Origin of the sequence: Acinetobacter sp. NEB 394 (assembly GCF_013374795.1) — a bacterium.
GTDB lineage: Bacteria > Pseudomonadota > Gammaproteobacteria > Pseudomonadales > Moraxellaceae > Acinetobacter > Acinetobacter johnsonii.
The window spans coordinates 1,684,951-1,710,443 of the sequence record NZ_CP055277.1 but is presented as its reverse complement, the minus strand read 5'-3'; the positions used below and the strand labels follow the sequence as shown (position 1 = coordinate 1,710,443).

The window sequence follows — 25,493 nt, the reverse complement described above, 5'->3', positions numbered from 1 at the left end:
ATTTATCTCCCCCTCAAAAGGAGAGATAAATTCAAGCTTTTAAATTAAGCACCCAACAAGCTTTGACCACAAACACGTACCACGTTGCCGTTTAAACCAGTCGATGCTGTCGCTGCAAATAAAGCAATGGTTTCAGCAACATCTACAGGTAAACCACCTTGGCTCATCGAGTTCATACGGCGACCCGCTTCACGGATTGCAAATGGAATTGCAGCGGTCATTTGCGTTTCAATGAAACCTGGCGCAACCGCATTGATAGTAATGCCATTCGTCAACATTGGAGCAGTAAATTTAACCACACCAATGACACCTGCTTTCGACACAGCATAGTTAGTTTGACCTAGGTTACCTGCAATACCTGAAATAGATGATACACAAACAATACGACCATTGGCATTTAAACCCTCGTTCGCAAGTAAATAATCATTTACACGTTCAATTGCAGACAAGTTAATGTTAATCACCAAGTCCCAAAGCTCAGGCTTCATATTTGCCAACGTTTTGTCACGAGTAATACCTGCGTTATGCACGATGATGTCTAAACCACCTTGAGCAGCTGCCGCAGCTTTAATTTTCTCACCAGCATCGTTTGCAGTAATATCAATTGCCAGTGTTGAACCACCGATCTCACCTGCAACACGGTCAAGATCTGCTTGTTGCTGTGGTACGTCTAAACAAATCACATGCGCGCCATCACGTGCCAAGACATGCGCAATCGCTTCACCAATACCACGGCTCGCACCTGTCACTACAGCAGTTTTACCTGCCAGTGGTTTAGCCCAGTCTACATCTACAACATCAGCTTTAGATACACGAACCACTTGACCAGAGACATAAGCAGAACGTGGCGATGCTGCAAAACGTAAAGTTGACTCAAGATTTGCTTCTGCACCTGCATCCACATAAATCAAATGTGCTGCAATCCCCTTTTTAAATTCTTTGCCGACAGACTTGACAAAGCCTTCAAGCGCGCGTTGTGCAATCGCTTTTTTCACGCTACCCGCAGTTTCAGGTGTCGTACCTACCACAATCACACGACCAGAAGCAGCCACTTGACGTGCGATAGGGTTAAAGAAGTTATATAACTCATTAAGTTGCTCTGATGACTCAATGCCAGATGCATCAAAAATAACAACTTTGAATTTAGACTCTTTGTCGCCTGCATTAAATGCACTTAAATTTAAGCCCACTTTAGCCGCAGCTTGCTGTAACTGTGCATTGTTACCTGCATAGCTATTGGCATGAACATTTGCCAACACTTGCGCAATTGCACCAGATAATGAACTGTTTGCTGCTGCACCCAGTAAAACAGCACCTTTAATCACAGGTGTTGCTGACTCAAAACGGTCTAAAAAAGTTGGTGCAGGTAAACCCAAATTTTTAATGACAAATTTACCAATCGGAGATTTTGCAAAAGTTTGGTATTGATCAGTCATGTTTTTTATCTCTCATACAAATTAATTGTTGATGGATTCAAAGATATCCTTTTAACTTCAAAGTGATGTCTAGAGTCTTATATTTCAATAGTTCCATCGGTTTCTATAGAATCATACTTGAGTTATAGATGATATGTCTTGACCTGAAAGCCTGTTGCAATGTCATTCTAGTCAATTCAGCCCTTTTTATAATATGCTAATGTACACCCTAAGAATAGATTAACATGCTTGGAAAAGCCTTATGAGCAAAACAACTCAAGAAAATCCAGCAGTGGAAAATTCTGCTACGGAAACTGTGTCAAATACATCAAAAAGTACACCGCGTAGAACTAAAAGTACTGGCACAACAACCCAATCAGTAAATAACACGACTAAGCCGACTCGCACCCGTGCTGCGTCAACTCGTAGTAAAAGTCCCGCTTCTTCTACAAATGCTTCAAAACCAAAAACTCAAACTGCTGTTCAACAGGATCAAACCATGAGTCAAAACACTGTTCGCCGCGTGGCTATTATCGGTGGTAACCGTATTCCTTTCGCTCGCTCAAATGGCGCATATTTCACCGCTTCGAATACAGATATGTTCACAGCAGCGCTAAACGGTCTTGTTGAACGTTTTAACCTTCAAGGTCAACGCCTTGGTGAAGTGGTTGCTGGTGCTGTTCTTAAGCACAGCCGTGACTTTAACATGACCCGTGAATGTGTACTAAACACTGCACTTGCACCAGAAACACCTGCTTACGATATTCAGCAAGCATGTGGCACTGGCTTACAAGCAGCTTTCTTAGTTGCCAACAAAATCGCACTAGGCCAAATTGAAGTGGGTGTGGCTGGTGGTGTAGACACGACTTCTGATGCACCAATTGCATTTGGTGATGGTTTACGTAAAGCATTGCTTGAACTCAACATTGCAAAAACGGGTAAAGACCGTTTAAAAGCTTTAACTAAAATCAACCTAAAAGACTTAATGGATGCACCGAAAAATGGTGAGCCACGTACAGGTCTTTCTATGGGTGATCACCAAGCGATTACTGCACTTGAATGGGGTATTGCACGTGAAGCACAAGACGAACTTGCTGCATCTTCACACCAAAAAATGGCTGCGGCTTACGAAGAAGGTTTCTTCGATGACCTCATCACACCATTCTTAGGTTTAGAGCGTGACAACAACTTACGTGCTGACTCTACTGTTGAAAAACTTGCTAAGCTCAAACCGGCTTTTGGTAAAGGCGATGCGCGTACCATGACCGCGGGTAACTCAACACCCCTTACGGATGGTGCGTCTTGTGTGCTTTTAGCATCTGAAGAATGGGCGAAAGCAAACGGTCACGAAGTACTTGCTTACTTAACCTTCCAAGAAACAGCTGCAGTTGATTTCGTTGAGAAAAAAGAAGGCTTATTGATGGCACCTGCTTATGCAGTTCCACGTATGCTTGAGCGTGCTGGCATTAAACTTCAAGACTTCGACTACTACGAAATTCATGAAGCATTTGCATCACAAGTTCTTTCAACGTTGAAAGCTTGGGAAGATCCAAAATTCTGTAAAGACCGTTTAGGTTTAGATGCTCCACTCGGTTCAATTGACCGCACTAAACTCAACGTAAAAGGTTCTTCACTTGCAGCAGGTCACCCATTTGCTGCAACGGGTGGCCGTATCATTGCTACTGCTGCGAAATTGATTAACCAAAAAGGTTCAGGTCGCGTACTGGTTTCAATTTGTGCTGCTGGCGGCCAAGGTGTAACAGCGATTATTGAAAAATAATCTCGCCTTCATCGTTAAAAAGCACCTCTTTTGAGGTGCTTTTTTACTGGTCAAAATGATCAGTTCAATCTATAAATAAAATCATAAAATAACCAAATACAAAACTATGCGGAATTCATCCCCATTATTGGCTTATCTCAATACATCGATTCCCTATTATTATTTTTACCTCATTCCCTTAGGACTAGCACTCCTTATGGTCAGTTTTGATGTTCACTTTAAAGGTAAGCATCCGCTGAACCCCATTACTATGTTTTAACGAGGTTCAGGTTTCCAACGGTGTGGTAGCAAATCCTCAATTTCTGTGACTTTATGGGTGGGTAGTCTTTTTAGGACATCACTTAAATAGGCATACGGATCCAGCCCATTCAGTTTTGCCGACTGGATTAAAGTCATGATATTGGCCGCTCGCTGACCACTGCGCAGCGAACCTGCAAATAACCAGTTCTTGCGCCCCAACGCCCAGGGACGCATCTGATTCTCGACCCAATTATTGCAAATCGGTAGATTGCCATCATCCAAATAGCGACTTAAAGCTGGCCAACGCTTCAGAGTGTAATTGATAGCCTTGGCAATTGGAGAACTCGACGGCACCGTCAGATAATGTTGGTTGAGCCATTCATAGAGTTGTTGCATCACCGGTTGACTATGCTGTTGTCGGTATTCGCGGCGGTGTTGCGCTGTACCATCCGTCTTTTTCCTGAGTTCTGCTTCTATGGCATACAGTCTCTGAATCATCAGTAATGCCTGTTCAGCGACCTGACTTTTTTTGGTCACATGCAGTTCATGAAATTTACGACGGGCATGCGCCATGCAGCCCACCTCAATGACTTTACCTGATCTAAAGCGTGCTTTGTAGCCACTGTAATCATCACAGACTAAATGACCTTGCCAATCTTTTAGAAAGGCTTCGGCATGTTCACCAGAGCGACTGTCTTGAAAGTCATAAATCACGGCTTGAACTGGATTATATTGGGTTGTTGCATAAGCCCAGACATAACCTTTCTTCGGTTTTTTATCTTTATCATCCATCCGCATGATGGTGACGGGTGTTTCATCTGCATGAATCACCGCTTGCTGTAGGATCACCTTTCTTAATGCATCGGTTAGGCGTTCTAACTCTACACCACAGCGACCAATCCAGTCAGATAAGGTTGATCTGGACAGATCAACACCTGCGCGTAGAAAGATCTGGCGCTGACGGTACAGCGGTAAATGATCTGCATACTTCGATACCAGTACATGGCTGAGTAATTCAGGACTGGCAATGCCTTTCTCAATCACATAGGCCGGCATTGCTTGTTGGGTCAGTGTGTCACATTGATCACACACCCATTTGCCTCGAATATGCTGTTCCTTATAGAACTGTGCCGGTCTGAAATTCAGTTTTTCACTGATATCTTCACCGATACGACGCAAGGCACAGCCACAGGCACATTCTGTCGATGCAGGTTCATGCTCAATACGGATGGTGTGTAGATGATCTGGTAATGGTCGACGTTTAGGTTTGTTGGCTGTGGCTTTCTGCGCAGCTGCATCGGTTTTAGCTGCATTCAGTCGTTCCAGTTCCAGATCAACCGCTGCGATATCTTCTTCAACCGCTTCGTCCCATAGGTGGATTTGTTTTGCGGTTAGATGTTCGTTTTTACTGCCGAATTTATGCTGTTTAAATAGTGCGAGCTCATGCTCGTATTTTTGCGTGAGAATAGAGAGATGTTGGTTGCATGCTTCAAGATGTTGAACTTTGGCATCTAATTGTTGATTTGATACTTCTAGATGTTGAACCTTGGTATCTAACTGTTGATTTGATTGCGCTAGAGACTGATGCTGAATCGCCAACTGCCGGGTAAATTCCAGCAGTTGTGTATGGGTCAGTTGGCTTAAATCAGGCAGCGTATTCATGACCACAGTATGGCTGAGATCATGAATATGTGTAAATAAAACGTTTGGAGAATAGCAGAATGGATGAGCTTGGTTTAGAGCATTGTTACCACTTGCTGCAGTCCGATTCTCTGCCAAGCTAAACCTTGGATCAGTGCCTGTAACTGTTCCGGGCTGATCGCCACGGTTTCACCCTGGTGAACCTGAGCCCAGTGAAATTTGCCCTGTTCCAGCCGCCGGGCACACAGCCAGATACCCAGTCCATCATGCACCAGCACTTTCATGCGATGGCCACGTTTATTACAGAACAGGTAAGCACAATGCGGTTTGATATAGCCAAAGGCTCTCAGCACCTGAGCCATGGCCGTATCCATACCTGCACGCATATCCATCGGCTGGGTAGAGAGCCAGATTTCATCGATACGGATCATTTGATCAAGCCCTGAATTAAAGGCAGTAATTCCTTTGCCGACTCCACCGGCCAGTCGATCTCGATCATCTGATCCCTTGCGGAACCTTGTTCCTTATGCAATGGAATCCTGATATGAGCGACAGCATTCTTCTCCGGCACAGGTGGTGGAGGTGTTTCTTGTCTGACTGGAGTCGGGTGAAGAATGACGGGAAGAAAGTCGGTCTGTGGACTGGGTGGGCTTTTTAATGCCGGGACCATTGATCTGGACTGGCGAATCCATTTATGTAGCAGATTGGCATTGATCTGATGTTGCATTGCCACCTTGGCCACCGATGTGTCTGGCTGCAGGCAAAGCTCGACTAGGTGCTGTTTAAACTCAGTTGCGAAGATTCTGCGGGTTCTTTCTGTCGTTTGTTCAGTGTCTATAAAAGTGTCTATAAAAGTGTCTAAGGCCATAAACATAATGTCCATTTAATAAATAATGGACACTATCGGGATATTGAGAAAATAAGAAAAGTGGGGTTCAGCGGACGCTTACCTTTAAAGGAATATTTCAAACCACCATCACATCCAACTTGTCGAGCCGACATAAATTTCTCAATGACATGTACCTTCATCTGTATTGCCCTTATTTTTATCAATTATTTTCGTCTACAGCTCAATAGACAACAAGTCCAACACATTAAACAACACTACGCAAAACTGAATACACATCAACGTTCAATGTTTACACCGCTAGGCTTAGTGTTTTTTATTTTTATGTTGCTCTTTTTCTGTTTAAGCTGGTTTTTGATCAGTGATGAAATTCAATACACAGATTCCAGTACAAAGAAAGGCGCAACCATGGTCTATCTAAAAAGCTTTGCACATCCATATATTAGCGCTGTAGTGAATAGCTTACACTATGCCCTCACGGTTCTTTTTGCCTTGATTATCCCTTATATTTTCAATAGACTTCCGTCATAAATCAAAAAACGTACAATTTATTTGATCTTAAATTAATCAGCAAAATTATTTAATTCAAGGGATAATCCTTGGATGAAATTCAAAGATATTCAAAAATTATCAGACGTTAAGTTTCGTAGGCTTAGCGGTGTTAGTTGGGCTACATTTAACCTCATGTTGGCCGAGCTAAATAAGCATTTACCTCGTCATATTGGTAAAGGACGACCGCATAAATTACCGTTGGAAGATCGTTTGCTCTTATGTATAGAATATTGGAGAGAATATCGAACATTTTTCCATCTTGGTATGAGTTACGGTGTATCTGAAACGAGTGCAATTCGTATCACACGTGTTATTGAAGATACCTTAATCGGTTCTGGAAAATTTAACTTGCCAAAACAACTTCCTAATCGAGATGAAGTGGATTGGGAAGTTGTTGTGATTGATGCAACTGAAATATTAGTTCAACGTCCAAAAAAAACAGAAGAAATGGTATAGCGGTAAAAAAAAGCGACATACCTTTAAATTTCAGCTATCTATGCACTATACAACAGGTGAAATACTGAGTGTATGTGGAAGTCATGGAAGCATGCATGATTTTAAAATATTTAAAAAAAGCATGAGGAAATTAAAATTTAAGCCCTTTTTTATTGTTGATAAGGGGTATTTAGGGATAAAGAAATTGGGTTTTGGATGCCTCATGCCATCTAAAGCAAAGAAAACTGAAAAACTAGATTCTGAATTAAAAAAGTTAAATAGAGAGATTGGTCGTAGACGAATTCAAGTAGAGCATGTATTTGGAAGGATGAAATGTTTTAAGATTTTATCTTGTGTATATAGAAATCGTCGTAAAAGATTAAACCTGCGGTTTAATTTACTTGCTGGCATATACAATTTAGATTGGGTGAAAGATAAACAATTAAATTGATTGAAAAATGATTTATGAAGGAAGTCTAATGTCATAAAATTCAAATAAGAAAATCATTACATTAAAAAAGCCACAACATTGCGTGGCTTAATTTTTAATTTGAATGTCCCGTCCTGAAATAAGTTTACACCTTTAAGAGGCTTATTTTATGGAACATGAACGAGAACAAAGAGTTAAACGTACACAAGGTGATTATAGCTTTGCCTTTAAAATGATGGTTGTACATGAAGTAGAAAAAGGGCAAATTACTTATAAACAAGCTCAGGCAAAATATGGTATTCAAGGAAGATCAACTGTGCTGGTATGGTTACGCAAGCACGGACAACAGGACTGGACTTCGAATATGCCGCCTTCTTCTAAACGCCAATTAACACCCCAACAACGAATCCGCCAATTAGAAAAGCAGTTAGCCGCAGAAAAGCTTAAAACTGAATTTATTCAGGATGTGATTTATCACATTGATAAAGAATGTGGGACTGATCTTGGAAAAAAGTATACCGAGCACGTTTCAAAGATTGGCAAAGCCAAAGAGGACTAAGCGTTTCACGTTATTGTCAGTGGTTGGGAATCACCCGACAAGCTTATTATCAAGCAGAAAAACGTGCTCAAATGACTGCACAAGCAACTGAACAAATACTTGAGTTGGTTATGGAATATCGTTGTCTCATGCCAAGTATCGGAACACGTAAGTTGTATTGGCTTATTAAAGGCAAATTGTTGCAGCGTGGTTTAAAGTGTGGACGGGATCAGTTATTTAAAATATTGAAAGAGCATAATTTATTGATTCGCCCCAAGCGTCGCTATACAAAAACTACGGATAGCAAGCATTGGATGAAGAAGCATCCAAATTTATTAAAGGATTATTCAGCAGTGCAAGCCAATGAAGTCTTTGTCAGTGATATTACCTATGTTGAGAGTGCTGAAGGCGTACATTATTTATCCTTAGTGACAGATGCTTATACCCGCCAGATTAAAGGTTATAAGTTATCGAATGATATGCGTGCAGAGAATGTTGTGCAGGCACTACACATGGCGATGCAGCATGTGACAGATCGGGCAGCCAGGATGATTCACCATTCAGACAGAGGCTCTCAGTAATGCTCTGAACTATATCAATCGGCATTACGCCATTATGGGGTATGTCCATCTATGACAGATGGCGCACTTGCGAAACAGTGTTTCTCATACCAGAATGCATTAGCAGAGCGGATTAATGGAATATTAAAGCAGGAGTTTTTAACTACACGATGTCAAACCATGAAGGAGTTAGATCACTTAATTGCGGAATCTATCATGATTTATAATTGCTATAGACCACATTTAAGTTTAAATATGAACATCCCGAATCAGACGTATGAGCAAACTAAAACCGAGCTAATTGCTTAACTCGGTTTGAAGTGGAATACTGTCAATCTATTTCAGGACAAGACAGAATATTGTGTTTCAGGTTGAATACCCAATTTCGCCTCCAGCATGTCATAACACCACTGGAAAATAAAGGTATAAACCAAAATACACATGGTTAAACTGAAGTCGAGCACGATGGCTTGCCAAATACTCATTTGCATTGCATATGCGACCATTGGGATGGTTGCAAGCATCAAACCACCTTCAAAACCAATCGCGTGAAGAACACGCACGCCGATGGTTCTTTTTAGCTTTCTTTTCGCTTCAAACTTTTCAAAAAAATGGTTAAACACCATATTCCATATGACCGAAGTGACAGCCATGGCAATACCGAGTACACCGGTGACTTCTAAAGGCATATGGAATATGAAACTTAAGGCAACAGCAATGATCACCAATAGGATGATTTCATAGCTGAGCGCATGAATAATCCTTCTTTTGGAAATCAACATTTTTAATTACTCTTTCATGATTGGATGTTGGCTATTTTATTTTTATAATATTGATTAATCGAGTTAGGTTCTTTCAATAAAACTGAAAGATGGAAAATTATGAATATCAATCAAGAGCAACTGATTATTTTTAAAACTGTGATTGAGTCAGGCTCATTTTCAGCTGCTGCACGCAAGTTAGGGAAAGTACCATCGGCCGTGAGTATGTCAATTGCTAACTTGGAAATAGACTTAAATTTACAACTCTTTTTACGTGAAGGACGTGAGCCCACAGCAACTGCGCAAGCCCTGACCTTGTATGAAAAGACCGAGCAACTGTTGACCGAAATGAATCAATGGAAACAGCATGCCTATGCCCTAAGCCACGGTTTGGAGTCCTCGCTCAACATTGTAGTGGTATCTGAGCTTCTACATATGCAATGGATCGACTACATCGCAATATTAGAAGCCGAATTTCCCAGTCTACAAATCAATATTTTTTCTGCACCTCAAGAAGATGCGCAGAAAATGTTACTCAACGGCACAGCACAACTGGCGCTGATGTTTGAACGTGAGCAACTGGAAAGCAGCGAACAGTTTGTAGAATTAAAACTCGAAACTTTAGTTCCCGTCGCCAATAAAGATTTTATTCTGGCGCAATTTCCACAAGTCAGCTTTGAACAAATTCAACATAGCCGTCAAATCGTGGTTGCCAGTCGCGATAAAAGCATTAAGCCAGAATTGCTATATTCCAAACAGTATTGGCGGACAGACAACCATCACTCAGCTTGCGCCTTAATCATGCAAAACTTTGGTTGGGGTGTTTTACCCTTAGAAATGTTGAATGAAAATCCGCAGCTCAAAAAGCAGCTCAAAATATTAGATCTGCTAGATTTCACACCGAAGTTTGAATATTTTGTGGACTTGGTCTGGAGTCGTGAAAGTGAATTGGGCGCGGCTGCGCGTTTTTTAATCCAATACATCAGAAATCAGCGTAAAAAAAGTATAATAACTGCTGTTAAAACGTCCGAATCCACTTGGGTTAAAAGCAGTTTGTGTTATAAATAATTTACGGGTAATAACTTTAAGAACGAACGATCAATGACACAAACCGCATTAAACCAATTAAAAAGCTTAACCACCATTGTTGCCGACAGTAGCGATTTAGCGGCGATTAACCAATTTCGTCCGCTCGATGCAACCACCAATCCATCTCTAATTACAGCCGCTGCAAGTCAACCTGAAAATAAGGAATTAATTGAAGATGCTTTCGCTCAAGCCAAAGCTGAAGGCTTTGAAGATGACTTACTTATTGAACGCACAATCGACATTCTTACCGTCAAATTTGGTGTTGAAATTCTCAAATTGATTGAGGGTCGTGTTTCCACAGAAGTAGATGCAGCGCTGTCTTATGATACCAATGCCACCATCGAAAAAGCCAAAGAGCTGCTGGCGCTATATAAAAACTACGGCGTAGATCAAGATCGTATTTTAATTAAAATTGCTTCGACATGGGCAGGCATTCAAGCAGCGAAAGTGCTGGAAGCTGAAGGTATCCATACCAACTTAACGCTTTTGTTTGGTGTGCATCAAGCACATGCTTGTGCGGAGGCGAATGTCACTTTAATCTCACCTTTTGTTGGACGTATTTTAGATTGGTACAAAAAGGCCGAAGGCGTGGACAGCTATCCCGTTGAAAAAGACCCTGGCGTACTGTCTGTGAAGCAAATTTACCAGTTCTATAAAGCACATGGGGTTAAAACAGAAATTATGGGCGCAAGCTTCCGGAGTATTGACCAAGTGTTGGGACTAGCCGGCTGTGACCTGCTGACTGTTGCACCTAATTTATTGGCTGCACTTGAACAAGACACGCGTGAAGTCAAAGCACAACTGTCAGCAAGTGATATTGCACCAGCGACAACTGCACTTAACGCACTCGGTGAAACTGAGTTTAGAGATCAAATTGAACATGACCTCATGGCAACGCAACTGCTACAAGGGGGGATTGATGGATTTATTAAAGCTCGTCAACAACTGAACACACTGTTACGTCAGTCTTTTGGTTTAGATGAAGAAATTTCGGCTTAACTTGATTTTTCTTCTTTTAAAAGCCGATTTTGTTATCATGCAACATCGGCTTTTTTATTGAGAATACGTTGTGTTTGGTATTATCGATATCGGTACTTATATCATCGGTACAATTCTAATTGTGATTTTGCCAGGCCCAAATTCTCTTTATGTGATGTCCATTGCCTCACGATTTGGTATTAAGACAGGTTACTGGGGGGCATTAGGTGTTTTCACAGGCGATTTGATCCTCATTCTATGTACCGTGCTGGGTGCAGCATCTCTTTTACATGCTTTTCCTTGGCTGTTTATTTTATTAAAAATTGTAGGCGCACTTTATCTGTCATATTTAGGTATAAAACTCTTGATTGCAGCAGTCAAAACGTGGAAGTCAAGCCCACAACAGCTTGCAGCAGGTACAGATCAGAGTACGTTACAAACCTTACATCCTTTTCGTTCAGCGCTGACCATTAGCCTTTTAAACCCAAAAGCTATTTTGTTTTATCTGTCTTTTTTTGTTCAGTTTGTCGACCCAAATTATGCTTACCCAGCACTGAGCTTTGCCTTACTTTCCATTATTCTACAAATCATCAGTATGGCCTATCTTAGTATCCTGATTTTTTCAGGTATTAAGCTGGCGAGCTATTTCAATCGTCAGTTTAAAGTTGCAGCCGTTGCGGTGGCGACCGTCGGTCTGCTGTTTTGTGGCTTCGGCTTAAAACTGGCACTTTCTACACTGTAATTTTCGTGAATAATCTCATTATTTTCGATAAAAAATCTATCATGTGCTGTTTTGTTTTTCAAGGACCAGCGTATGACCCTTGAACAATAGTAATTTTCACTCATTCAAATTATGTTTTGATCTTCATGCAAAAATTATTTCAAGATTTCTCAGTTCCAGCTGTATTCGCAGGTTTTATTACCTTCCTCATTGGCATTAGTGTGTCTTCAGTCTTGGTCATTCAATCCGCCCAAGTCTTAGGTGCAAATACCGCGCAAATCAACTCATGGTTCTGGGCTTTAGGTCTAGGTATTGGTTTGAGTGGCCTGCTTTTATCTTGGAAACTTAAATATCCTGTATCGACCTCATGGTCTACGGCAGCACTGGCCTTAATTATTGCGACAGGCAGTGGTTATAGTTTGCATGAAGCGATTGGCGCATTTTTAGTCTGCGGTTTAGTTACTGCCATTTTGGGCTTTTTCGGTATCTTTGAAAAAGTACTGACGTATATCCCGCAAAGCCTAACCAGTGCCATGCTGGCAGGTGTGTTATTGAAGTTTGGTATTTCATTGTTCGCCAGTATGCAAGACCATTGGGGTTTTATTTTATCCATGCTGGCGGCTTATATTGTTTCTAAGCGACTTACCCCACGTTATTGCATTGTCATTACAGTGATTGCAGGCTTGTTACTCTGCCCGTTATTCTTAGACTTCCATACTCCTCAAATCACATGGAGCCTAGCGCAACCTGTTTGGATGGCACCGGAGTTCAGCATGTCTGCTATTTTAGGTTTAGCACTACCTTTGTTTGTGATCAATATGGCATCGCAGTACTTACCGGGTATTGCTATGATTAAAAGCTATGGCTATAGCCCCCACGTCAATCAACTGATTAGTTGGACGGGTACCGCCCAAGCTTTACTCGCACCCTTTGGCTGTTATAGTGTCAATACCGCAGCAATTAGTGCAGCCGTCAGTTTAGATGAACAAGTTCACCCTGATCCATCAAAACGTTATATTGCGGGCATGAGCTGCGGTTTCTTCTACATCTTAATGGGACTATTCGCAGCCACCCTGACCAGTCTTTTGCTGTCTTTCCCTGCGATTTTTATTACAGCATTGGCTGGTATTGCTTTGTTTGGCACGATTAGTCATAACATCGCGATTGCATTTGAAGCGGTATCAGACCGTGAGGCAGCCCTCATGACGTTCTTATTTAGCGCATCTGGGGTACAGTTCTTTGGTATTGGTTCTGCCTTTTGGGGACTACTCTTTGGTTTTGCGGTTATGCTTATATTTAAGTTTAAAGCCAAAAAAGTTTAAGCCCTCATATAAAAAAGCACCCTCGATGGGTGCTTTTTTATATTCAAATATTGCTAACTTGAAAATTAATGCTGATAACTTCGTTGAATCAATTCTTGCTTAAGTTGCATGGTCTCAGACAAATTTTCCACCTCGGTAAATGCTGTGAGCCAAATGCCATCTGCAGCATAGCGCAAAATTTTAAGCTCCAAATCATTGTCTGTATCCTGATGTCGAGCCAAACGTTTTTCTAGCCACTCAATCCAATACTCATTAAAGGTCCGATCCGTCAGCATAATCATCGAAATAGCTGACCAAGAATGCTCTAAACCTAGTACCTGCTTTTCCAAAGTAATTTCAATATAGGCTCGGGTAAAGCAACCATAACGATCACGGTCTTGACCAATCAACTCATCAACAACACGATCTAATTGTTCAAGCTGTTCCACAACCATCGCTTCTAGTAGCTTTTGTTTGTTTGGGAAATGATGAAAAACACCACCCTTACTCACGCCAACCAAATCAGCCACTGCTTGTATGGAAACCCCAGTCACGCCTTTTTCAGCAGCCAAACAGATCGCATGCTGTAGGATACTTTGGCGAACCTGTTCTGGTGCCTTTTTACGTGGACTTGCTTGTTGCATCGAACTTAATGCCCTGTTGAGTTTGAAAATAAATTAATTACGACCACACCAGAAACAATCAGTGCAATACCAATCATTGCTGCGAAATCTAGACTCTGTCGGAAAACAAAGTAACCAATCAGAGCGGTTAAAACAATACCAACACCCGCCCAAATCGCATAAGCGATACCCAATGGAATCACTTTAATCACTTGAGACAATAAATAAAATGCCAACGAAAATAAAACCACCACCGCCAGTGAAGGCAATAGCTTGGTAAAACCTTCCGACTTTACCAAAAAAGTCGAACCAATCACTTCAGAAATAATTGCCATCGCCAGCAAAGCATAAGCCATTAATATAGGATTCAACAGAAACTCAATAAAAAAACATACCAATCGGTCGGTATGTTATTAAAATAGCAAAAATTAAACAAGGCTTTCTGCATACTTTTTTATTTTGTTTCAGTCGGCCTTGAGGTTTGCTTTATAAAATCAATAGTTCGATCAAAGGTGATCTGACTCGCTTGTTTGCTCATCATGAACTGATATTCATGCACCAAAAACTCATTAGAGTCTGGATAAAAAGCCTCCGTGACTGCAACCTGATGCTGCTTCAACACCTCGACGAAAGGTAAAGACTGGCTCTTAGTTAAAAAGTCTTTATTTCCTCCACTAATAAATACAGGTGGATACTGTGACGTAATATGTTCACTGGTTGAAATCGACTTTAGAAAAGCTGCATCCTCTTTACGCTTCCCCGTATAAGCTTGAACCAGGTTATAAACGCCCCATTCAATAAGTCTACGTTCCTCAGGAGCGGTGTTTACAAAGCGATATAAGTCATAAATACCACAATGCAAAATTAGCCCTTTAAGCTGTTTCGGCTGAATGCTTGGCTTAAAATTGGATGCTTGAGCAAATGTTGGATTGGTCAAAAGCGCAGCATAATGACTGGCTATATTGGCTCCAGCAGAGTCTCCTGCTAAATACAGTTGGTTCGGGTTAATATGATACTGAGCAGCATTCAATTGTAAGAAATTCAGTGCATGATCGACTTGCTGTAACTGAGTAGGATAAATAGCCTCAGGCGCAAACTGATACTGTACCGAGACCACGTTAAAGCCTTGATTAGCTAAAAGCTTAAAATAACCTCGCGCATGCTCTTTTGACCCCGAAACCCAACCCCCACCATGAATCCAAACCACCGTAGGCACTGCGTTTAATTGTTCAATATTTTTGGGTTGATAGATATCAACATTCAGCTCAGGGCTAGCTTGATATGGAATATTATTGTGTACGATGACATCGGGAGGCGCAAAGCGATCCAGCATTTTCATTTGAATATTGGTTGCTGTATTGAATGTCCCCGCAATCAGTTTGGTGTTCTTTTCTACACTTTGACACGCGCTCAATAGCACAATCATGAAAACAGTACTAAGTACTTTTATTATTGATTGAAAAATCATACTGTTCGGCCCCACCCTTTTTTCAAATGATTCTAATACAATCTCTATCGCATCGCATAATTAAACAGGTCTCATTTCAGCCTCATTTAAACACTAGAAGCACCTTTTAAAGAATATTGCTTTAAATCTGAAACTTGAGTTTTTTACTCAACATTTTGGAAACGTAAATCGGCTTTTTTTTGAATTATTTTCTTTAAATTTCATGAATTTTCAATTTTTAGCCCGATCAAAATTGAACATTCAATGGAAGTGTGTTATCAATAAATTAAGAACTAAATCTTATACAAAAAGGAGTCCCTCTGATGGCTTACCAACATATTTTAGTCCCTGTTGACGGTTCACAAATTTCTTTTTCTGCGGTTAAACAAGCGGCTGAAATTGCCAAAGTTTTTGGCAGTCAACTCACATTGATTAGCTTAGTTGCTGAAGACCCTCTCAAAGATGCTGATTTTTACTATACTTCTCCAATCATGAAAGAATATTTCATACAAGCCTACAACAATGCTGAGAAAGCCCTTCAGGATGCTGTTCAAATTGCACAAGAACAAGGTGTAACAGCACAGTCTAAAATCATCAAAGGTGAAGTCTCTGAAGATGCTGTGGTCGAAGCAGCCGCTTCACTAAAAAATGACTTGATTGTGATGGGTTCACATGGCCGTAAAGGCTTTCAAAAATTCCTATTAGGCAGCTTTGCTCAAGATGTTCTCAAGTCTACTGAACTCCCAGTTCTCATTGTTAAAGCTTAATCAACATAACGCGTCTTTATATGAATTGATTTCGCATATACTGCAAAATGATCCGTATAAAGATGCACCCTTAAGGAGAAGATAATGAGCTACAAACACATTTTGGTTGCCGTCGATGAATCCCCGATGTCTTATGCTGCTGTTGAACAAGCACTTGAGTTAGCCAAAGATTTAAACAGTCGTGTGACGCTCATGAGTGTGATTGCAGTTGATCCATTTGTCGGTGTCGACTTCTATAAAGTTGCACCAGCCATCACCGACTATTTCCTACATGCTGAAAAAGTTGCTCAAGACCGTTTAGCCGAAGTAAAGCTCTCATTTGACCGTGATGAAATTGAGGTGGATACCAAAGTAATTCGCGGCATCTCTCCTTCTGAAGGTATTATTCATGTGGCCGATGAAGTCGGTGCAGACCTGATTTTGATGGGCTCACATGGCCGTACAGGTTTTAAAAAGATGATGTTAGGTAGTGTGGCGCAGAATGTTCTCACACAGTCTCCGATACCTGTGCTGATCGTAAAAGTTTAAGTATTGTTTTAAATAAAAAAGACTGCCGAAGCAGTCTTTTTTGTTTGGCAGAACTCGTTCACTTCATTAGCTTTTACTAATCTGCTGATGCAAATTTTGCAAATAATGCTCTGCTGCCGACTGTTGCATAAAAGTTTTTTGAAATAAACCCGAAGCCTGATGGTTATGCGGGCTATACTCAACATTGACTTGAAATGTTCCCAGTTCAGCACTTTTCGCAATACGAATAGCAATAATATGAACGGTATTTAAATAAAACCCATCTTCAATTTTAACTAACATATCTATTTACACTCTACATGTTTGTCTGCCCAATAGCCTGTATACAGAAGCCGAAAAAAATACAGAATATTGAGCTAATCATCTGTTATGCCATAACATTATACCCATAAAATGCGATTCATTTCACACTATTCACATGAATATTCATTATTTATAAAAATAACAATGTGAGCTCTTCATACTGTCATTCTTCAGTTTGCATAAAAAAAGCCAGTCAGTAGACTGGCTTTTTTTATGCGTAGATGAGTTAAATACTTAACATACTGCTTAAAGTTTCACTGACATTTTTAGATTTCACTTGTGGTTTTAAAGCCTCAAGCTTCGCTTTCACTTCGCTACGCTGTGGCTCTGCCAATGTGTACCAACGTGACAAAACCTGAAGCAAACGAGAACCAACTATTGGGTTTTTCTCATCTAAATATTTTGCCAGCCCAATGAAATGATCCACACCAAAACTCCATGTGTTCACTGGGTTTGCATTTAAGCCACCACTCACAGAACGAATACGGTTCGGCACGCCCAAATCATAATCGACATGAGAAGTGAGGTATTGAATGGTGTCTTCTGTAGCGCAAGGATGTGCCGCTTGAAGTGTGAACCACTGATCTAGTGACAAAGCCTCATCTTTAAAACGTTGATAAAAATCATGTAAAGCAGCTTCTGCTTGCGGTGCATCGTTCCACACCAAGACACGTAATGCGCCTAAACGTTCAGACATATTGCCTGTGGCTTCATATTGCTGATATGCCAGTTCAAAAGCGGTTTCATCACCTTGACGTGCCATCATGCTGAGCATGATGTTTTTTAGCGCACGGACTCCCATGGCTTGTGAGAACTCTTTTTGCAAATCTGGGTCTAAAGCCAAATAAGTGTCTTTACAGAACTCACCTAACTCACGTGCCAGTTTGTCAATTAAAGCATTACGCTGTTCTTGAATCTTCGCTGGTTCGTAGTCGGTGTCAATGCGGCTACCCAAATAACCTTCGCTTGGTACATCAAATAAACGTGATGCCAAGAGTGGATCTTGTTCAACAAGATCTGGCAGCGTGTTTTTAATGGCTTGAATATAAATATGCGCATCATGACCATTGAGTAAAATACGCTCAAGCAGTGTTTGCGTTGCTTGCCATTGGTTAAAACCATTGGTTTCGTATTGAATCAGGAACGCCAACTCTTCATCGGTATAGTTAAATTCTAAGTTGACGGGCGCTGAAAAATTACGCAGTAATGACACGACAGGTTTCGTGCTTAAACCGCTAAACACAATGCTGGCTTGATCTTTATCGAAAAGATACACACCGTCTTTGACGGCATTTTCAAATAAACTGTCTGAGTTTAAAACCAATTGCTCACCTGTTGCAGCATCGAACAGCGCTAAAGCGACAGGGATTGGAACAGCTTTTAGATTCGGATACTTAGGATGTGCTTTTAAACTTTGCTTAAAGTTTAAGGTATAAGTTTGTGCAGCAGCATCATAGTGACCTTCAGCTTCTAACTTTGGTGTGCCTGGTTGGTTATACCACGTTAAGAAGTTGGATAAATCTACGCCTGAACCTGCGGTTAAAGCAGCTACCCAGTCTTCAACTGTCACAGCTTGACCATCATGGCGTTCAAAGTATTCATCGGTTCCTTTACGGAATTTTTCTTTGCCTAATAAGGTTGCCATCATGCGGTTAATTTCCGCACCTTTTTCATAGACCGTTGCAGTATAGAAGTTATTGATTTCCACAAAATGGTCTGGACGCGGTGGATGAGACAATGGGCCTGAATCTTCTGGGAACTGATGCGCTTTGAGTACCGCAACGTCGTCAATACGTTGAACCGCAGCCGACTGCAAATCTTCTGAGAAAGATTGATCACGGAAAACCGTTAAGCCTTCTTTTAAACACAATTGGAACCAATCACGGCAAGTAATGCGGTTACCTGTCCAGTTATGGAAGTATTCATGAGCAATTACCGACTGTACACGCATGATCGCGGCATCTGTCGTGTATTCTTCATCCGCCAAAACACATGACGTGTTAAAAATGTTGAGTCCTTTATTTTCCATCGCCCCCATGTTGAAAGCACTGGTAGCCACAATCATATAGTTGTCTAAATCATAGGGACGACCATAGTGTTCTTCATCCCAACGCATTGAATGCTTTAAGGCTTCCATTGCAATATGACATTTCGGAATATCTTTTTCTTCGGCATAAATTTCTAAAGCCACATCACGGCCTTCCGAGGTCACATAACGGTCTTTTAAAACAGCCAAATCACCAATCACACAAGCAAACAAATACGCTGGTTTTTTGGTTGGATCTTGCCAAATGGTATAGTGACGACCTTCGCCTGCCTCGCCCGCTTCAATCAAGTTACCATTGGCAAGGAGCACTGGATATTTTTTGTCAGCTTCTACACGTGTGGTAAAGACTGAAAGGACATCAGGACGGTCTGGGTAAAAGGTAATTTTACGGAAACCTTCAGGCTCATTTTGGGTAACAAACAAATCTGATGCCGCTTGATATAGGCCTTCAAGTTGTGTATTTGACTCAGGATGAATGATCACCGATGTCTCAAGCTTGATCTGATTTGGTGCATTTCGAATCACCAACTGCTCAGCATCGAGTACATATTGCTCTTGGCTGAGTTGCTGACCATTCAGGACTACACTTTTCAACTCTAAATCACGACCAAGTAAAACCAAATCACCGTCGGTTTGGCGCGTCAGCTCCAGTACAGCATCAACTTGGCTATGCTCATCATAGACTTGAATATCAAGGTAAATGCTGTCTACTAAAAAAGATGGTTTTTGATAGTCTTTTAAATAGACGGTTTGATCTGCTTCAATAATTGGATTTGCCGCAATATTCATGTCATGTCCTAATGCTATTGGTCTACAGCTTTATATTGTGTATGTTTTGATCATACGACAAGTTTGCCATACTGTCTGTGTATGTTGAATGATATTTATATGGGCACGTTGAGCAGGCTTTTCAATTCTATTGTTCTTATCCCGCTCATATGACTGCACCAAGTGAATAAGAAACAGACAACTCCTCACATCGTGCCGTGCTTGTCTAGCAATATTTACACCAGCCTTTAGACTTGCACAGTGCCATTAGCTCTCCGCCATTCAAACGCTGAGAAACTTAAAGACATCGATAAGATATAAAGACAGCTCTTTTCAAATATCCAACTTAATTTTCAAATCGGCTACATTTTGTGCACAGTTTTTGCTTGTATCTAGATATGCATAGCGCATGATGAAACTTAAGCAAAATAAAAGAGGTGTGAGATGTACTTAAAAGACCATATCGTCCGCGTCGAAAATATAAAAATGCTGCAAGCAATGCATGCTGCAAAAATTGATCATAAAGTCATTGCCCTGTTCATGAGCTGTGAAGGGATGCCATTACAAGCACATGATGTCAGCAGCATTCTAAATCACTACGACACGCTAGGGACTAAAAAGTTGCCAAGCAAAAAAGTTCAAGCCATGATTGAAGCTAAGAAATTAGGTATGGAAGATGACTCTCTACCTTGCCCCGTTTAAATTCTACTTCTACAAAAAATACGGTGCATGCCGTATTTTTTTCGCCCTATATTCACCACTGCATTGCTTCACCCGTCTAGCGTTTACAAAGCACCTCTGCTTGTTCAATTACACTGCAATTTACAGCGCCTTTCTGAAATTTTAGCGTGTATAATTTGAGAAAATCCTGAGTTTCAAATTCATCTTATGTCGCTTCAAATTTTGCACAAACAACTTGATGAGAGCACGCCTTGTCCACTTTGTCAGGCGGCCATGTTTTGGGTGGATGCTGAACAATACGACAAAGAAATTAACTTTCATGAATGTAGCCACTGCCAACATCGTGTTTTTAGCAATTCAAACTTAAATTGCCACTGCGACAGTTGTTTAGCCCAGCGCAAAAAAATATTGAAAGAAACTCGTCAGCAAGAACAGCGTAAATCCAAAACCAAAACCAAGGACATTTATGAGTTTGAACTGGGTCAACTCAGTTTTATGCATAAATTATTTTTATTGTCCCTGTTAGATGACTACGCACAAGAACATACACAGCACCAAGAGTTTATTGATTGGGAACAGATCAAATATTTTAGCATTACCCCCAATTATCTGTTTCAAAATAGTCTCGTCAAACAACTGGTAAAAGAACAAATCCTCGTTGCCAAAGATTTTGCCAGTGAAGCCCATCAGTATTATATTAATGTGCGTTTGGACGGCTATTCTGAACCTAGCCTATTTAGTGTTACGCAGCAATTACGTTATTGGTTTTATGAAAACCTTAGCCTTGGTGTGCCTTTTAAGACCGCGGATGAAGTCAAAAATGCCTTGTACCAATTGCTCTATCAGGAAATTATCCAATTTATGCAGTTTTACTGCCGTACTTGGGGCATTCAAATTGCGGGAAATAACAGTTTCCAAGTGTTTTGTTATCGTTTACTCGATGTACTCGCAGTCGGACAAATTTATTATTTAATCCAAACTGCATTGGAGTATTTATATGAACGTAAAGCCTTACAACCCAGAAATGAAAACTTCATCAACACCAACTTGTTGAAAAAAACTCTACAACAATACCGTGAACGCAGTGTGGCTGAAAAATGGGAAACTTCAACGCTGCCTCGACCGCATAACCTACCATTCAGCAAAATGAGCGAAGTCTTATTTTTCCGCTTTTTAGGCTATGACGAAGCTATTTTCTTCCAGCCCGTCTCTCGTTCATGGCAAAAAATTGAGCCGCGTTTAAGCTTCTATTCACAAAAACGCTGTATGTACTGTGGGTCAAATGAGCTCACCGTAGATTATGATGCTGACCAATATGTGACTTTATTTTGTCGCAAATGTAAGCATCAAGACCACTATTTCACCAAATAAGGGCACCCACTATGACCCAGCTTTTAGACCTGTCCTTGCTTAACACAAAACAATCGATTCAAGACCAAACCGATGTCTTGATGGAATATGTTGCTGAAGCTTGGACTGCCCTGCAAACGCAACAACCTTTGGTGCAATGTATCACCAACAGTGTGGCTGCCAATTATGCAGCCAACGTTTTATTGGCTGCGGGCGCCTCACCTGCCATGATTGATAATCCCTTTGAAGCTGAAAGTTTCACACGCATTAGTGCAGCACTCAGTATTAACCTAGGTACGCCAACCTCTGAACAAATGCAAGCCATGCAAATCTCGGCACAAACCGCACAGCAGCAAAACATACCGTGGGTATTAGACCCTGTAGGATATGGGCCATTTTTAAAATGGCGCTCTGAAATGGTAGATCAGCTTTTAGCTTTTCAACCCACCGTTATTCGTGGCAATGCATCGGAAATCAGCACACTTGCAGGGAAGCAGATCGAAACCAAAGGCGTTGACAGCACGGCAAGCAGTGCCGATGTCTACCATCAAGCAAAAACACTTTTAGCACAGGCTGAAGTCATTGCCATTTCGGGTGAGTCTGACTATATCCTTTCCAAACAGCTTGATGCTGTAATCCAAGTCAATGGTGGTTCACATTTACAACCTAAAGTTACTGCTACGGGTTGTGCCCTTGGTGCATTAATTGCAGCCTATAGCGCAGTCACCAATCCTGTCATTGCTGCACTGTCTGCCCATGTCCACTTTGCCATTGCGGGGCAACTTGCTTATACCCAAAGCCAAAGCACAGGAAGTTTTAATGTAGCGTTTATGGATCACATTCATCAAATGAAAGCTGAAACCATTTATGAATATGCGCATATACAGCTTATCCGTAACTCAGCCTAAATAAAGTATGGCGAGAGTTTCTGCTTAGGCAACTTCTCGCCCTAAAAACACGTTCATCGCCGCTTCTATCAGATTCAACAAATCTAATTTACAGATACACATCAAGCCCATACCAATAAAATAATCAGGCGTATGTTGCATATAAAAGTTGATATGACGACTGCATCGATTTCGAAGCCGCATCAATTGTTCAGGCGTGGTCTGTGGCAGTACACAAGGATGCACAAACACATCATCACTGCGCTGTTGCACATTCACATGACGGTTTTGTATGAGATCAAGAACCTGTAAATAATCCTCAGGCATTGGCACTTCTGCACGTGGATAAAAACGTTTTGAACGTGAAGCAAACAGCCGATATACTTTTGGCTGCATCAAACTCGAAACAAACCATAACTGACGCGTAGGATATTTTAAACGATAACCTAAAGTTACTCGAATTGCAGATAAAAGTGTTCTATTTTGATTTCGGTAGTCTGGTAAAAAAGCTGCACGCGAGCTAAGAATATATAAGGGTTGATGCGCTGTCTTAAGCTTCAAGATGGCAATAATATTTTGCCCAACTATTTTTCCGCGATGATAAAAACGAATAATAGGTAATGCCACTACATCAGGGTTATACAACAATTGATACAGTTCTGCTGGGATTGCATTTGGGAAAATTTGTCGATCAAAATTTTCAAGCTCTTCAAATAGAACTTGTTTTTTCTCTACTGAAAGCTTTTTAAAATCAACGACCTTTTCCATAAGTTGCATGAAGTGTTTCCGTTCTTATTTTGATCACTTGTTTTACTGATATAGTCTAAATGCAATGCTTTGATGACCACAGGGATAGAAAAAACTGTCTTCACCAAACAGGTAATTTCTAGTACGAAATACGACAGCCCAATTGCGGGCATAGAATAACTTCTTTTTATTTAAGTGCATAGCGCTTACTTTATAAGCAGAAAAAATGCCAGCACGAAGCTGGCATTTTTTCTCACAATCTATTATTGCAATGATTAAGCAGTACGATAGCTAATATTCACGGTCTTAATTCGGTTTGAATCCAACTCAAGCACTTCAAAGTGAACACCACGGTAGTCCAGTTGAGTTCCAACGTGTACATCACCGTGGGTTTTATCTAGGATTAAACCGGCAACACTGATATAGCCTGCATCTTCTTCAACCAAATCGATCATCCCAAGTTCCAGTTCAAGCTGATATAAATCCAGCATGCCTGTCGCCTTCCACGTCTGATCATCTATCTTCACCAAATCAAGTTGCTCATCGGCATCGGGAAATTCACCAGCAATCGCTTCAAATACGTCAAGCGGTGAAACAAGGCCCTGCACATTACCAAACTCATCGCTCACCAAAACCAATGAACCTTTAGACGTTCTTAGCGTATTAATCGCATCAATGACTTTCATTTTTTCAAAAATGTAAATTGGGCGATGACGCTTGATCAGGTCTTTCAATTGCTCTTCATCATCTAAGACATCAAGCAATTCTTTGGCACGCGCAATACTGATCACTTTATCCAAGCTACCGCGGCACACAGGAAATAAACTGTGCGGTACAGACAATACCTGTTCACGAATTTTCTCAGGTGAATCATCAAGATTGACCCACGAAATTTGACTACGCGGTGTCATGATCGACGCGACTGAACGTTCAGCCAACGTCAGTACACCACCAATCATATAACGTTCTTCATCCGCAAAAGTTTCTTGCGCTTGAAGCTGATCAGGGTCTTCAGCTTGGAGCTTGCCACCCATGAGTTTTAAAATAGAATCCGCAGTACGATGACGCAGAGGAATTTTCGCTTCATGTTTTGCCGCATTGCGCTCACCAAATTGGTTAAAGGCTTCAATTGCAATAGCAACACCAATACCCGAATAGATATAACCTTTAGGAATGTGGAAGCCGAAACCTTCCGCAATCAGGCTGATACCAATCAACAATAGGAAGCTTAAACACAAGATGACCACAGTCGGATGACGGTTTACAAAAGTCATTAATGGTTTTGACGCCAACAGCATGACCACCATGGCAACGACCATAGCCACCATCATCACATTAATGTTGTCGACCATACCAATCGCGGTAATCACCGAATCCAGAGAGAACACCGCATCCAAGATCACAATTTGTGCCACAACTGCGGTAAAACCTGCATAAACCACATTGGTGGTCAGCTTAACTTCTGGCTTACCTTCAATTTTTTCATGCAATTCGGTAACGGCTTTATAGACTAAGAATAAGCCACCAAATAAAAGAATCAGGTCTCGCCCAGAGAATGTCCAATCTAAGACAGTAATCAGCGGTCGAGTTAACGTGACTAACCAAGTGATGATAAACAACAAGCCCAAACGCATTAAAAGTGCAAGCGAAAGACCAATGACACGCGCTTTATTGCGTTGCTCAGGAGGAAGTTTTTCAGCCAAAATGGCAATAAAGACTAGGTTATCAATACCTAAAACAATTTCTAATATAATCAGCGTAAGTAAACTTACCCATATTCCCGGATCTAATAAAAATTCCATTATTTCATTACCCCAGAATTATGTTTCTGTTTTAAAAGCTTAGAACTGCACGGCGACGGATCCATATTTGTGACCTGTTCAACTAAAGATGAAATAATTATGCCTGAGATGTTTGGCTTGTAATAATTTTTTTATGGTTTTTAACAAAATTTTAATATTCGACCACTTATTATGCAAAAAATACATAAAAATATCGAAATCACTGTTTGAAATTTTGTCACTTAATGCCAATTGTCGCATTCTATAAAGATTAGA

The 25,493-nt window shown here is 40.9% G+C and carries 24 protein-coding genes and 2 pseudogenes; 14 read left to right on the top strand and 12 right to left on the bottom strand.

What is annotated here, in order from left to right:
* Positions 1–44: 44 nt before the first annotated feature.
* Complete coding sequence (locus HUK62_RS08145) at positions 45–1,436, bottom strand: 3-oxoacyl-ACP reductase (protein WP_176537583.1); 1,392 nt, start codon at positions 1,434–1,436, stop codon at positions 45–47.
* Positions 1,437–1,677: 241 nt separating this feature from the next.
* Between HUK62_RS08145 and HUK62_RS08140 the strand changes: the two genes are divergently transcribed.
* Positions 1,678–3,195, top strand: a complete 1,518-nt coding sequence (locus HUK62_RS08140; RefSeq protein ID WP_078388861.1) for an acetyl-CoA C-acetyltransferase — start codon at positions 1,678–1,680, stop codon at positions 3,193–3,195.
* 255 nt (positions 3,196–3,450) lie between these two features.
* Here HUK62_RS08140 and HUK62_RS08135 read toward each other — a convergent pair whose 3' ends face one another.
* The 3 genes from HUK62_RS08135 to HUK62_RS08125 form a co-directional block, all read right to left on the bottom strand.
* Positions 3,451–5,097 carry an IS66 family transposase gene (locus HUK62_RS08135; RefSeq protein WP_034595387.1) on the bottom strand — a complete coding sequence of 549 codons (1,647 nt, stop codon included), beginning with the start codon at positions 5,095–5,097 and terminating at the stop codon, positions 3,451–3,453.
* A 74-nt stretch (positions 5,098–5,171) separates the two neighbouring features.
* The gene (tnpB, locus tag HUK62_RS08130; RefSeq protein ID WP_004669045.1) at positions 5,172–5,507 is read right to left on the bottom strand and encodes an IS66 family insertion sequence element accessory protein TnpB; all 336 of its coding nucleotides are present in this window, start codon (positions 5,505–5,507) and stop codon (positions 5,172–5,174) included.
* Positions 5,504–5,944: a transposase gene (locus HUK62_RS08125; protein ID WP_004669044.1), complete on the bottom strand. Its 441-nt coding sequence runs from the start codon at positions 5,942–5,944 to the stop codon at positions 5,504–5,506. Before HUK62_RS08125 ends, tnpB begins: the two co-directional genes overlap by 4 nt.
* A 144-nt stretch (positions 5,945–6,088) precedes the next feature.
* Here HUK62_RS08125 and HUK62_RS08120 point away from each other — a divergent pair, with 144 nt between their 5' ends.
* The 4 genes and pseudogenes from HUK62_RS08120 (at position 6,089) to HUK62_RS08105 (ending at position 8,747) form a co-directional block, all read left to right on the top strand.
* Positions 6,089–6,454, top strand: a complete 366-nt coding sequence (locus HUK62_RS08120; RefSeq protein WP_176537582.1) for a hypothetical protein — start codon at positions 6,089–6,091, stop codon at positions 6,452–6,454.
* 72 nt (positions 6,455–6,526) lie between these two features.
* Positions 6,527–6,931, top strand: coding sequence for a transposase family protein (locus tag HUK62_RS08115; protein ID WP_176537337.1), 405 nt, complete (start codon positions 6,527–6,529; stop codon positions 6,929–6,931).
* 37 nt (positions 6,932–6,968) lie between these two features.
* Positions 6,969–7,361 (top strand): annotated as a pseudogene (locus HUK62_RS08110) (transposase family protein); the annotation flags it as partial.
* A gap of 148 nt (positions 7,362–7,509) precedes the next feature.
* Positions 7,510–8,747, top strand: a pseudogene (locus tag HUK62_RS08105) (IS3 family transposase).
* A 32-nt stretch (positions 8,748–8,779) separates the two neighbouring features.
* On the opposite strand, the gene aceI reads toward HUK62_RS08105, so the two are convergent.
* Positions 8,780–9,220 (bottom strand): chlorhexidine efflux PACE transporter AceI, encoded by a 441-nt coding sequence (gene aceI / locus HUK62_RS08100; RefSeq protein WP_176537581.1) that lies wholly within the window; start codon positions 9,218–9,220, stop codon positions 8,780–8,782.
* A gap of 99 nt (positions 9,221–9,319) precedes the next feature.
* Here aceI and HUK62_RS08095 point away from each other — a divergent pair, with 99 nt between their 5' ends.
* The 4 genes from HUK62_RS08095 (at position 9,320) to HUK62_RS08080 (ending at position 13,309) form a co-directional block, all read left to right on the top strand.
* Complete coding sequence (locus HUK62_RS08095; RefSeq protein ID WP_228723752.1) at positions 9,320–10,267, top strand: LysR family transcriptional regulator; 948 nt, start codon at positions 9,320–9,322, stop codon at positions 10,265–10,267.
* Between the two features lie 33 nt (positions 10,268–10,300).
* On the top strand, positions 10,301–11,287 hold the full coding sequence (gene tal, locus HUK62_RS08090) for a transaldolase (RefSeq protein ID WP_004984782.1): 987 nt from the start codon (positions 10,301–10,303) through the stop codon (positions 11,285–11,287).
* A gap of 70 nt (positions 11,288–11,357) precedes the next feature.
* On the top strand, positions 11,358–12,008 hold the full coding sequence (gene leuE, locus HUK62_RS08085; protein ID WP_176537580.1) for a leucine efflux protein LeuE: 651 nt from the start codon (positions 11,358–11,360) through the stop codon (positions 12,006–12,008).
* A gap of 125 nt (positions 12,009–12,133) precedes the next feature.
* Positions 12,134–13,309, top strand: coding sequence for a benzoate/H(+) symporter BenE family transporter (locus HUK62_RS08080; RefSeq protein ID WP_176537579.1), 1,176 nt, complete (start codon positions 12,134–12,136; stop codon positions 13,307–13,309).
* Between the two features lie 65 nt (positions 13,310–13,374).
* On the opposite strand, the gene HUK62_RS08075 is transcribed toward HUK62_RS08080, so the two are convergent.
* The 3 genes from HUK62_RS08075 to HUK62_RS08065 form a co-directional block, all read right to left on the bottom strand.
* The gene (locus HUK62_RS08075) at positions 13,375–13,932 is read right to left on the bottom strand and encodes a TetR/AcrR family transcriptional regulator (protein ID WP_176537578.1); all 558 of its coding nucleotides are present in this window, start codon (positions 13,930–13,932) and stop codon (positions 13,375–13,377) included.
* Positions 13,933–13,937: 5 nt separating this feature from the next.
* Positions 13,938–14,282 (bottom strand): SMR family transporter, encoded by a 345-nt coding sequence (locus HUK62_RS08070; protein ID WP_005401176.1) that lies wholly within the window; start codon positions 14,280–14,282, stop codon positions 13,938–13,940.
* Between the two features lie 83 nt (positions 14,283–14,365).
* Entirely contained in the window at positions 14,366–15,379 is a 1,014-nt protein-coding gene (locus tag HUK62_RS08065; RefSeq protein WP_176537577.1) for an alpha/beta hydrolase, read from the bottom strand.
* 302 nt (positions 15,380–15,681) lie between these two features.
* On the opposite strand from HUK62_RS08065, the gene HUK62_RS08060 reads away from it, so the two are divergent.
* Both HUK62_RS08060 and HUK62_RS08055 read left to right on the top strand, forming a co-directional pair.
* Positions 15,682–16,125 (top strand): universal stress protein, encoded by a 444-nt coding sequence (locus HUK62_RS08060; protein ID WP_125281140.1) that lies wholly within the window; start codon positions 15,682–15,684, stop codon positions 16,123–16,125.
* 84 nt (positions 16,126–16,209) lie between these two features.
* Positions 16,210–16,653, top strand: a complete 444-nt coding sequence (locus HUK62_RS08055; RefSeq protein ID WP_004696899.1) for a universal stress protein — start codon at positions 16,210–16,212, stop codon at positions 16,651–16,653.
* A gap of 66 nt (positions 16,654–16,719) precedes the next feature.
* Here the strand turns inward: HUK62_RS08055 and HUK62_RS08050 are convergent, their stop codons facing one another.
* A complete protein-coding gene (locus HUK62_RS08050) occupies positions 16,720–16,935 on the bottom strand; it encodes a hypothetical protein (RefSeq protein WP_004696898.1) in 216 nt (71 codons plus the stop codon).
* A gap of 247 nt (positions 16,936–17,182) precedes the next feature.
* Positions 17,183–19,792, bottom strand: a complete 2,610-nt coding sequence (gene pepN / locus HUK62_RS08045) for an aminopeptidase N (RefSeq protein WP_176537576.1) — start codon at positions 19,790–19,792, stop codon at positions 17,183–17,185.
* Between the two features lie 423 nt (positions 19,793–20,215).
* Between pepN and HUK62_RS08040 the strand changes: the two genes are divergently transcribed.
* The 3 genes from HUK62_RS08040 (at position 20,216) to thiM (ending at position 22,710) form a co-directional block, all read left to right on the top strand.
* Positions 20,216–20,473 carry a hypothetical protein gene (locus HUK62_RS08040; RefSeq protein WP_058869723.1) on the top strand — a complete coding sequence of 86 codons (258 nt, stop codon included), beginning with the start codon at positions 20,216–20,218 and terminating at the stop codon, positions 20,471–20,473.
* 186 nt (positions 20,474–20,659) lie between these two features.
* Entirely contained in the window at positions 20,660–21,823 is a 1,164-nt protein-coding gene (locus tag HUK62_RS08035; protein ID WP_176537575.1) for a hypothetical protein, read from the top strand.
* An 11-nt stretch (positions 21,824–21,834) separates the two neighbouring features.
* Positions 21,835–22,710, top strand: a complete 876-nt coding sequence (thiM, locus tag HUK62_RS08030; protein WP_176537574.1) for a hydroxyethylthiazole kinase — start codon at positions 21,835–21,837, stop codon at positions 22,708–22,710.
* Between the two features lie 24 nt (positions 22,711–22,734).
* Here thiM and HUK62_RS08025 read toward each other — a convergent pair whose 3' ends face one another.
* Together HUK62_RS08025 and HUK62_RS08020 are read right to left on the bottom strand one after the other, a co-directional pair.
* Entirely contained in the window at positions 22,735–23,466 is a 732-nt protein-coding gene (locus HUK62_RS08025) for a hypothetical protein (protein ID WP_176537573.1), read from the bottom strand.
* Between the two features lie 245 nt (positions 23,467–23,711).
* A complete protein-coding gene (locus tag HUK62_RS08020) occupies positions 23,712–25,238 on the bottom strand; it encodes a TerC family protein (protein WP_176537572.1) in 1,527 nt (508 codons plus the stop codon).
* Positions 25,239–25,493 lie beyond the last annotated feature (255 nt).

Bases quoted from the DNA above. Each gene is read 5' to 3' on its own strand.
- HUK62_RS08145 (WP_176537583.1), bottom strand. From the start codon at position 1,436: ATGACTGATCAATACCAAACTTTTGCAAAATCTCCGATTGGTAAATTT.
- HUK62_RS08140 (WP_078388861.1), top strand. From the start codon at position 1,678: ATGAGCAAAACAACTCAAGAAAATCCAGCAGTGGAAAATTCTGCTACG.
- HUK62_RS08135 (WP_034595387.1), bottom strand. From the start codon at position 5,097: ATGAATACGCTGCCTGATTTAAGCCAACTGACCCATACACAACTGCTG.
- tnpB (WP_004669045.1), bottom strand. From the start codon at position 5,507: ATGATCCGTATCGATGAAATCTGGCTCTCTACCCAGCCGATGGATATG.
- HUK62_RS08125 (WP_004669044.1), bottom strand. From the start codon at position 5,944: ATGGCCTTAGACACTTTTATAGACACTTTTATAGACACTGAACAAACG.
- HUK62_RS08120 (WP_176537582.1), top strand. From the start codon at position 6,089: ATGACATGTACCTTCATCTGTATTGCCCTTATTTTTATCAATTATTTT.
- HUK62_RS08115 (WP_176537337.1), top strand. From the start codon at position 6,527: ATGAAATTCAAAGATATTCAAAAATTATCAGACGTTAAGTTTCGTAGG.
- aceI (WP_176537581.1), bottom strand. From the start codon at position 9,220: ATGTTGATTTCCAAAAGAAGGATTATTCATGCGCTCAGCTATGAAATC.
- HUK62_RS08095 (WP_228723752.1), top strand. From the start codon at position 9,320: ATGAATATCAATCAAGAGCAACTGATTATTTTTAAAACTGTGATTGAG.
- tal (WP_004984782.1), top strand. From the start codon at position 10,301: ATGACACAAACCGCATTAAACCAATTAAAAAGCTTAACCACCATTGTT.
- HUK62_RS08080 (WP_176537579.1), top strand. From the start codon at position 12,134: ATGCAAAAATTATTTCAAGATTTCTCAGTTCCAGCTGTATTCGCAGGT.
- HUK62_RS08075 (WP_176537578.1), bottom strand. From the start codon at position 13,932: ATGCAACAAGCAAGTCCACGTAAAAAGGCACCAGAACAGGTTCGCCAA.
- HUK62_RS08065 (WP_176537577.1), bottom strand. From the start codon at position 15,379: ATGATTTTTCAATCAATAATAAAAGTACTTAGTACTGTTTTCATGATT.
- HUK62_RS08060 (WP_125281140.1), top strand. From the start codon at position 15,682: ATGGCTTACCAACATATTTTAGTCCCTGTTGACGGTTCACAAATTTCT.
- HUK62_RS08055 (WP_004696899.1), top strand. From the start codon at position 16,210: ATGAGCTACAAACACATTTTGGTTGCCGTCGATGAATCCCCGATGTCT.
- HUK62_RS08050 (WP_004696898.1), bottom strand. From the start codon at position 16,935: ATGTTAGTTAAAATTGAAGATGGGTTTTATTTAAATACCGTTCATATT.
- pepN (WP_176537576.1), bottom strand. From the start codon at position 19,792: ATGAATATTGCGGCAAATCCAATTATTGAAGCAGATCAAACCGTCTAT.
- HUK62_RS08040 (WP_058869723.1), top strand. From the start codon at position 20,216: ATGTACTTAAAAGACCATATCGTCCGCGTCGAAAATATAAAAATGCTG.
- HUK62_RS08035 (WP_176537575.1), top strand. From the start codon at position 20,660: ATGTCGCTTCAAATTTTGCACAAACAACTTGATGAGAGCACGCCTTGT.
- thiM (WP_176537574.1), top strand. From the start codon at position 21,835: ATGACCCAGCTTTTAGACCTGTCCTTGCTTAACACAAAACAATCGATT.
- HUK62_RS08025 (WP_176537573.1), bottom strand. From the start codon at position 23,466: ATGCAACTTATGGAAAAGGTCGTTGATTTTAAAAAGCTTTCAGTAGAG.
- HUK62_RS08020 (WP_176537572.1), bottom strand. From the start codon at position 25,238: ATGGAATTTTTATTAGATCCGGGAATATGGGTAAGTTTACTTACGCTG.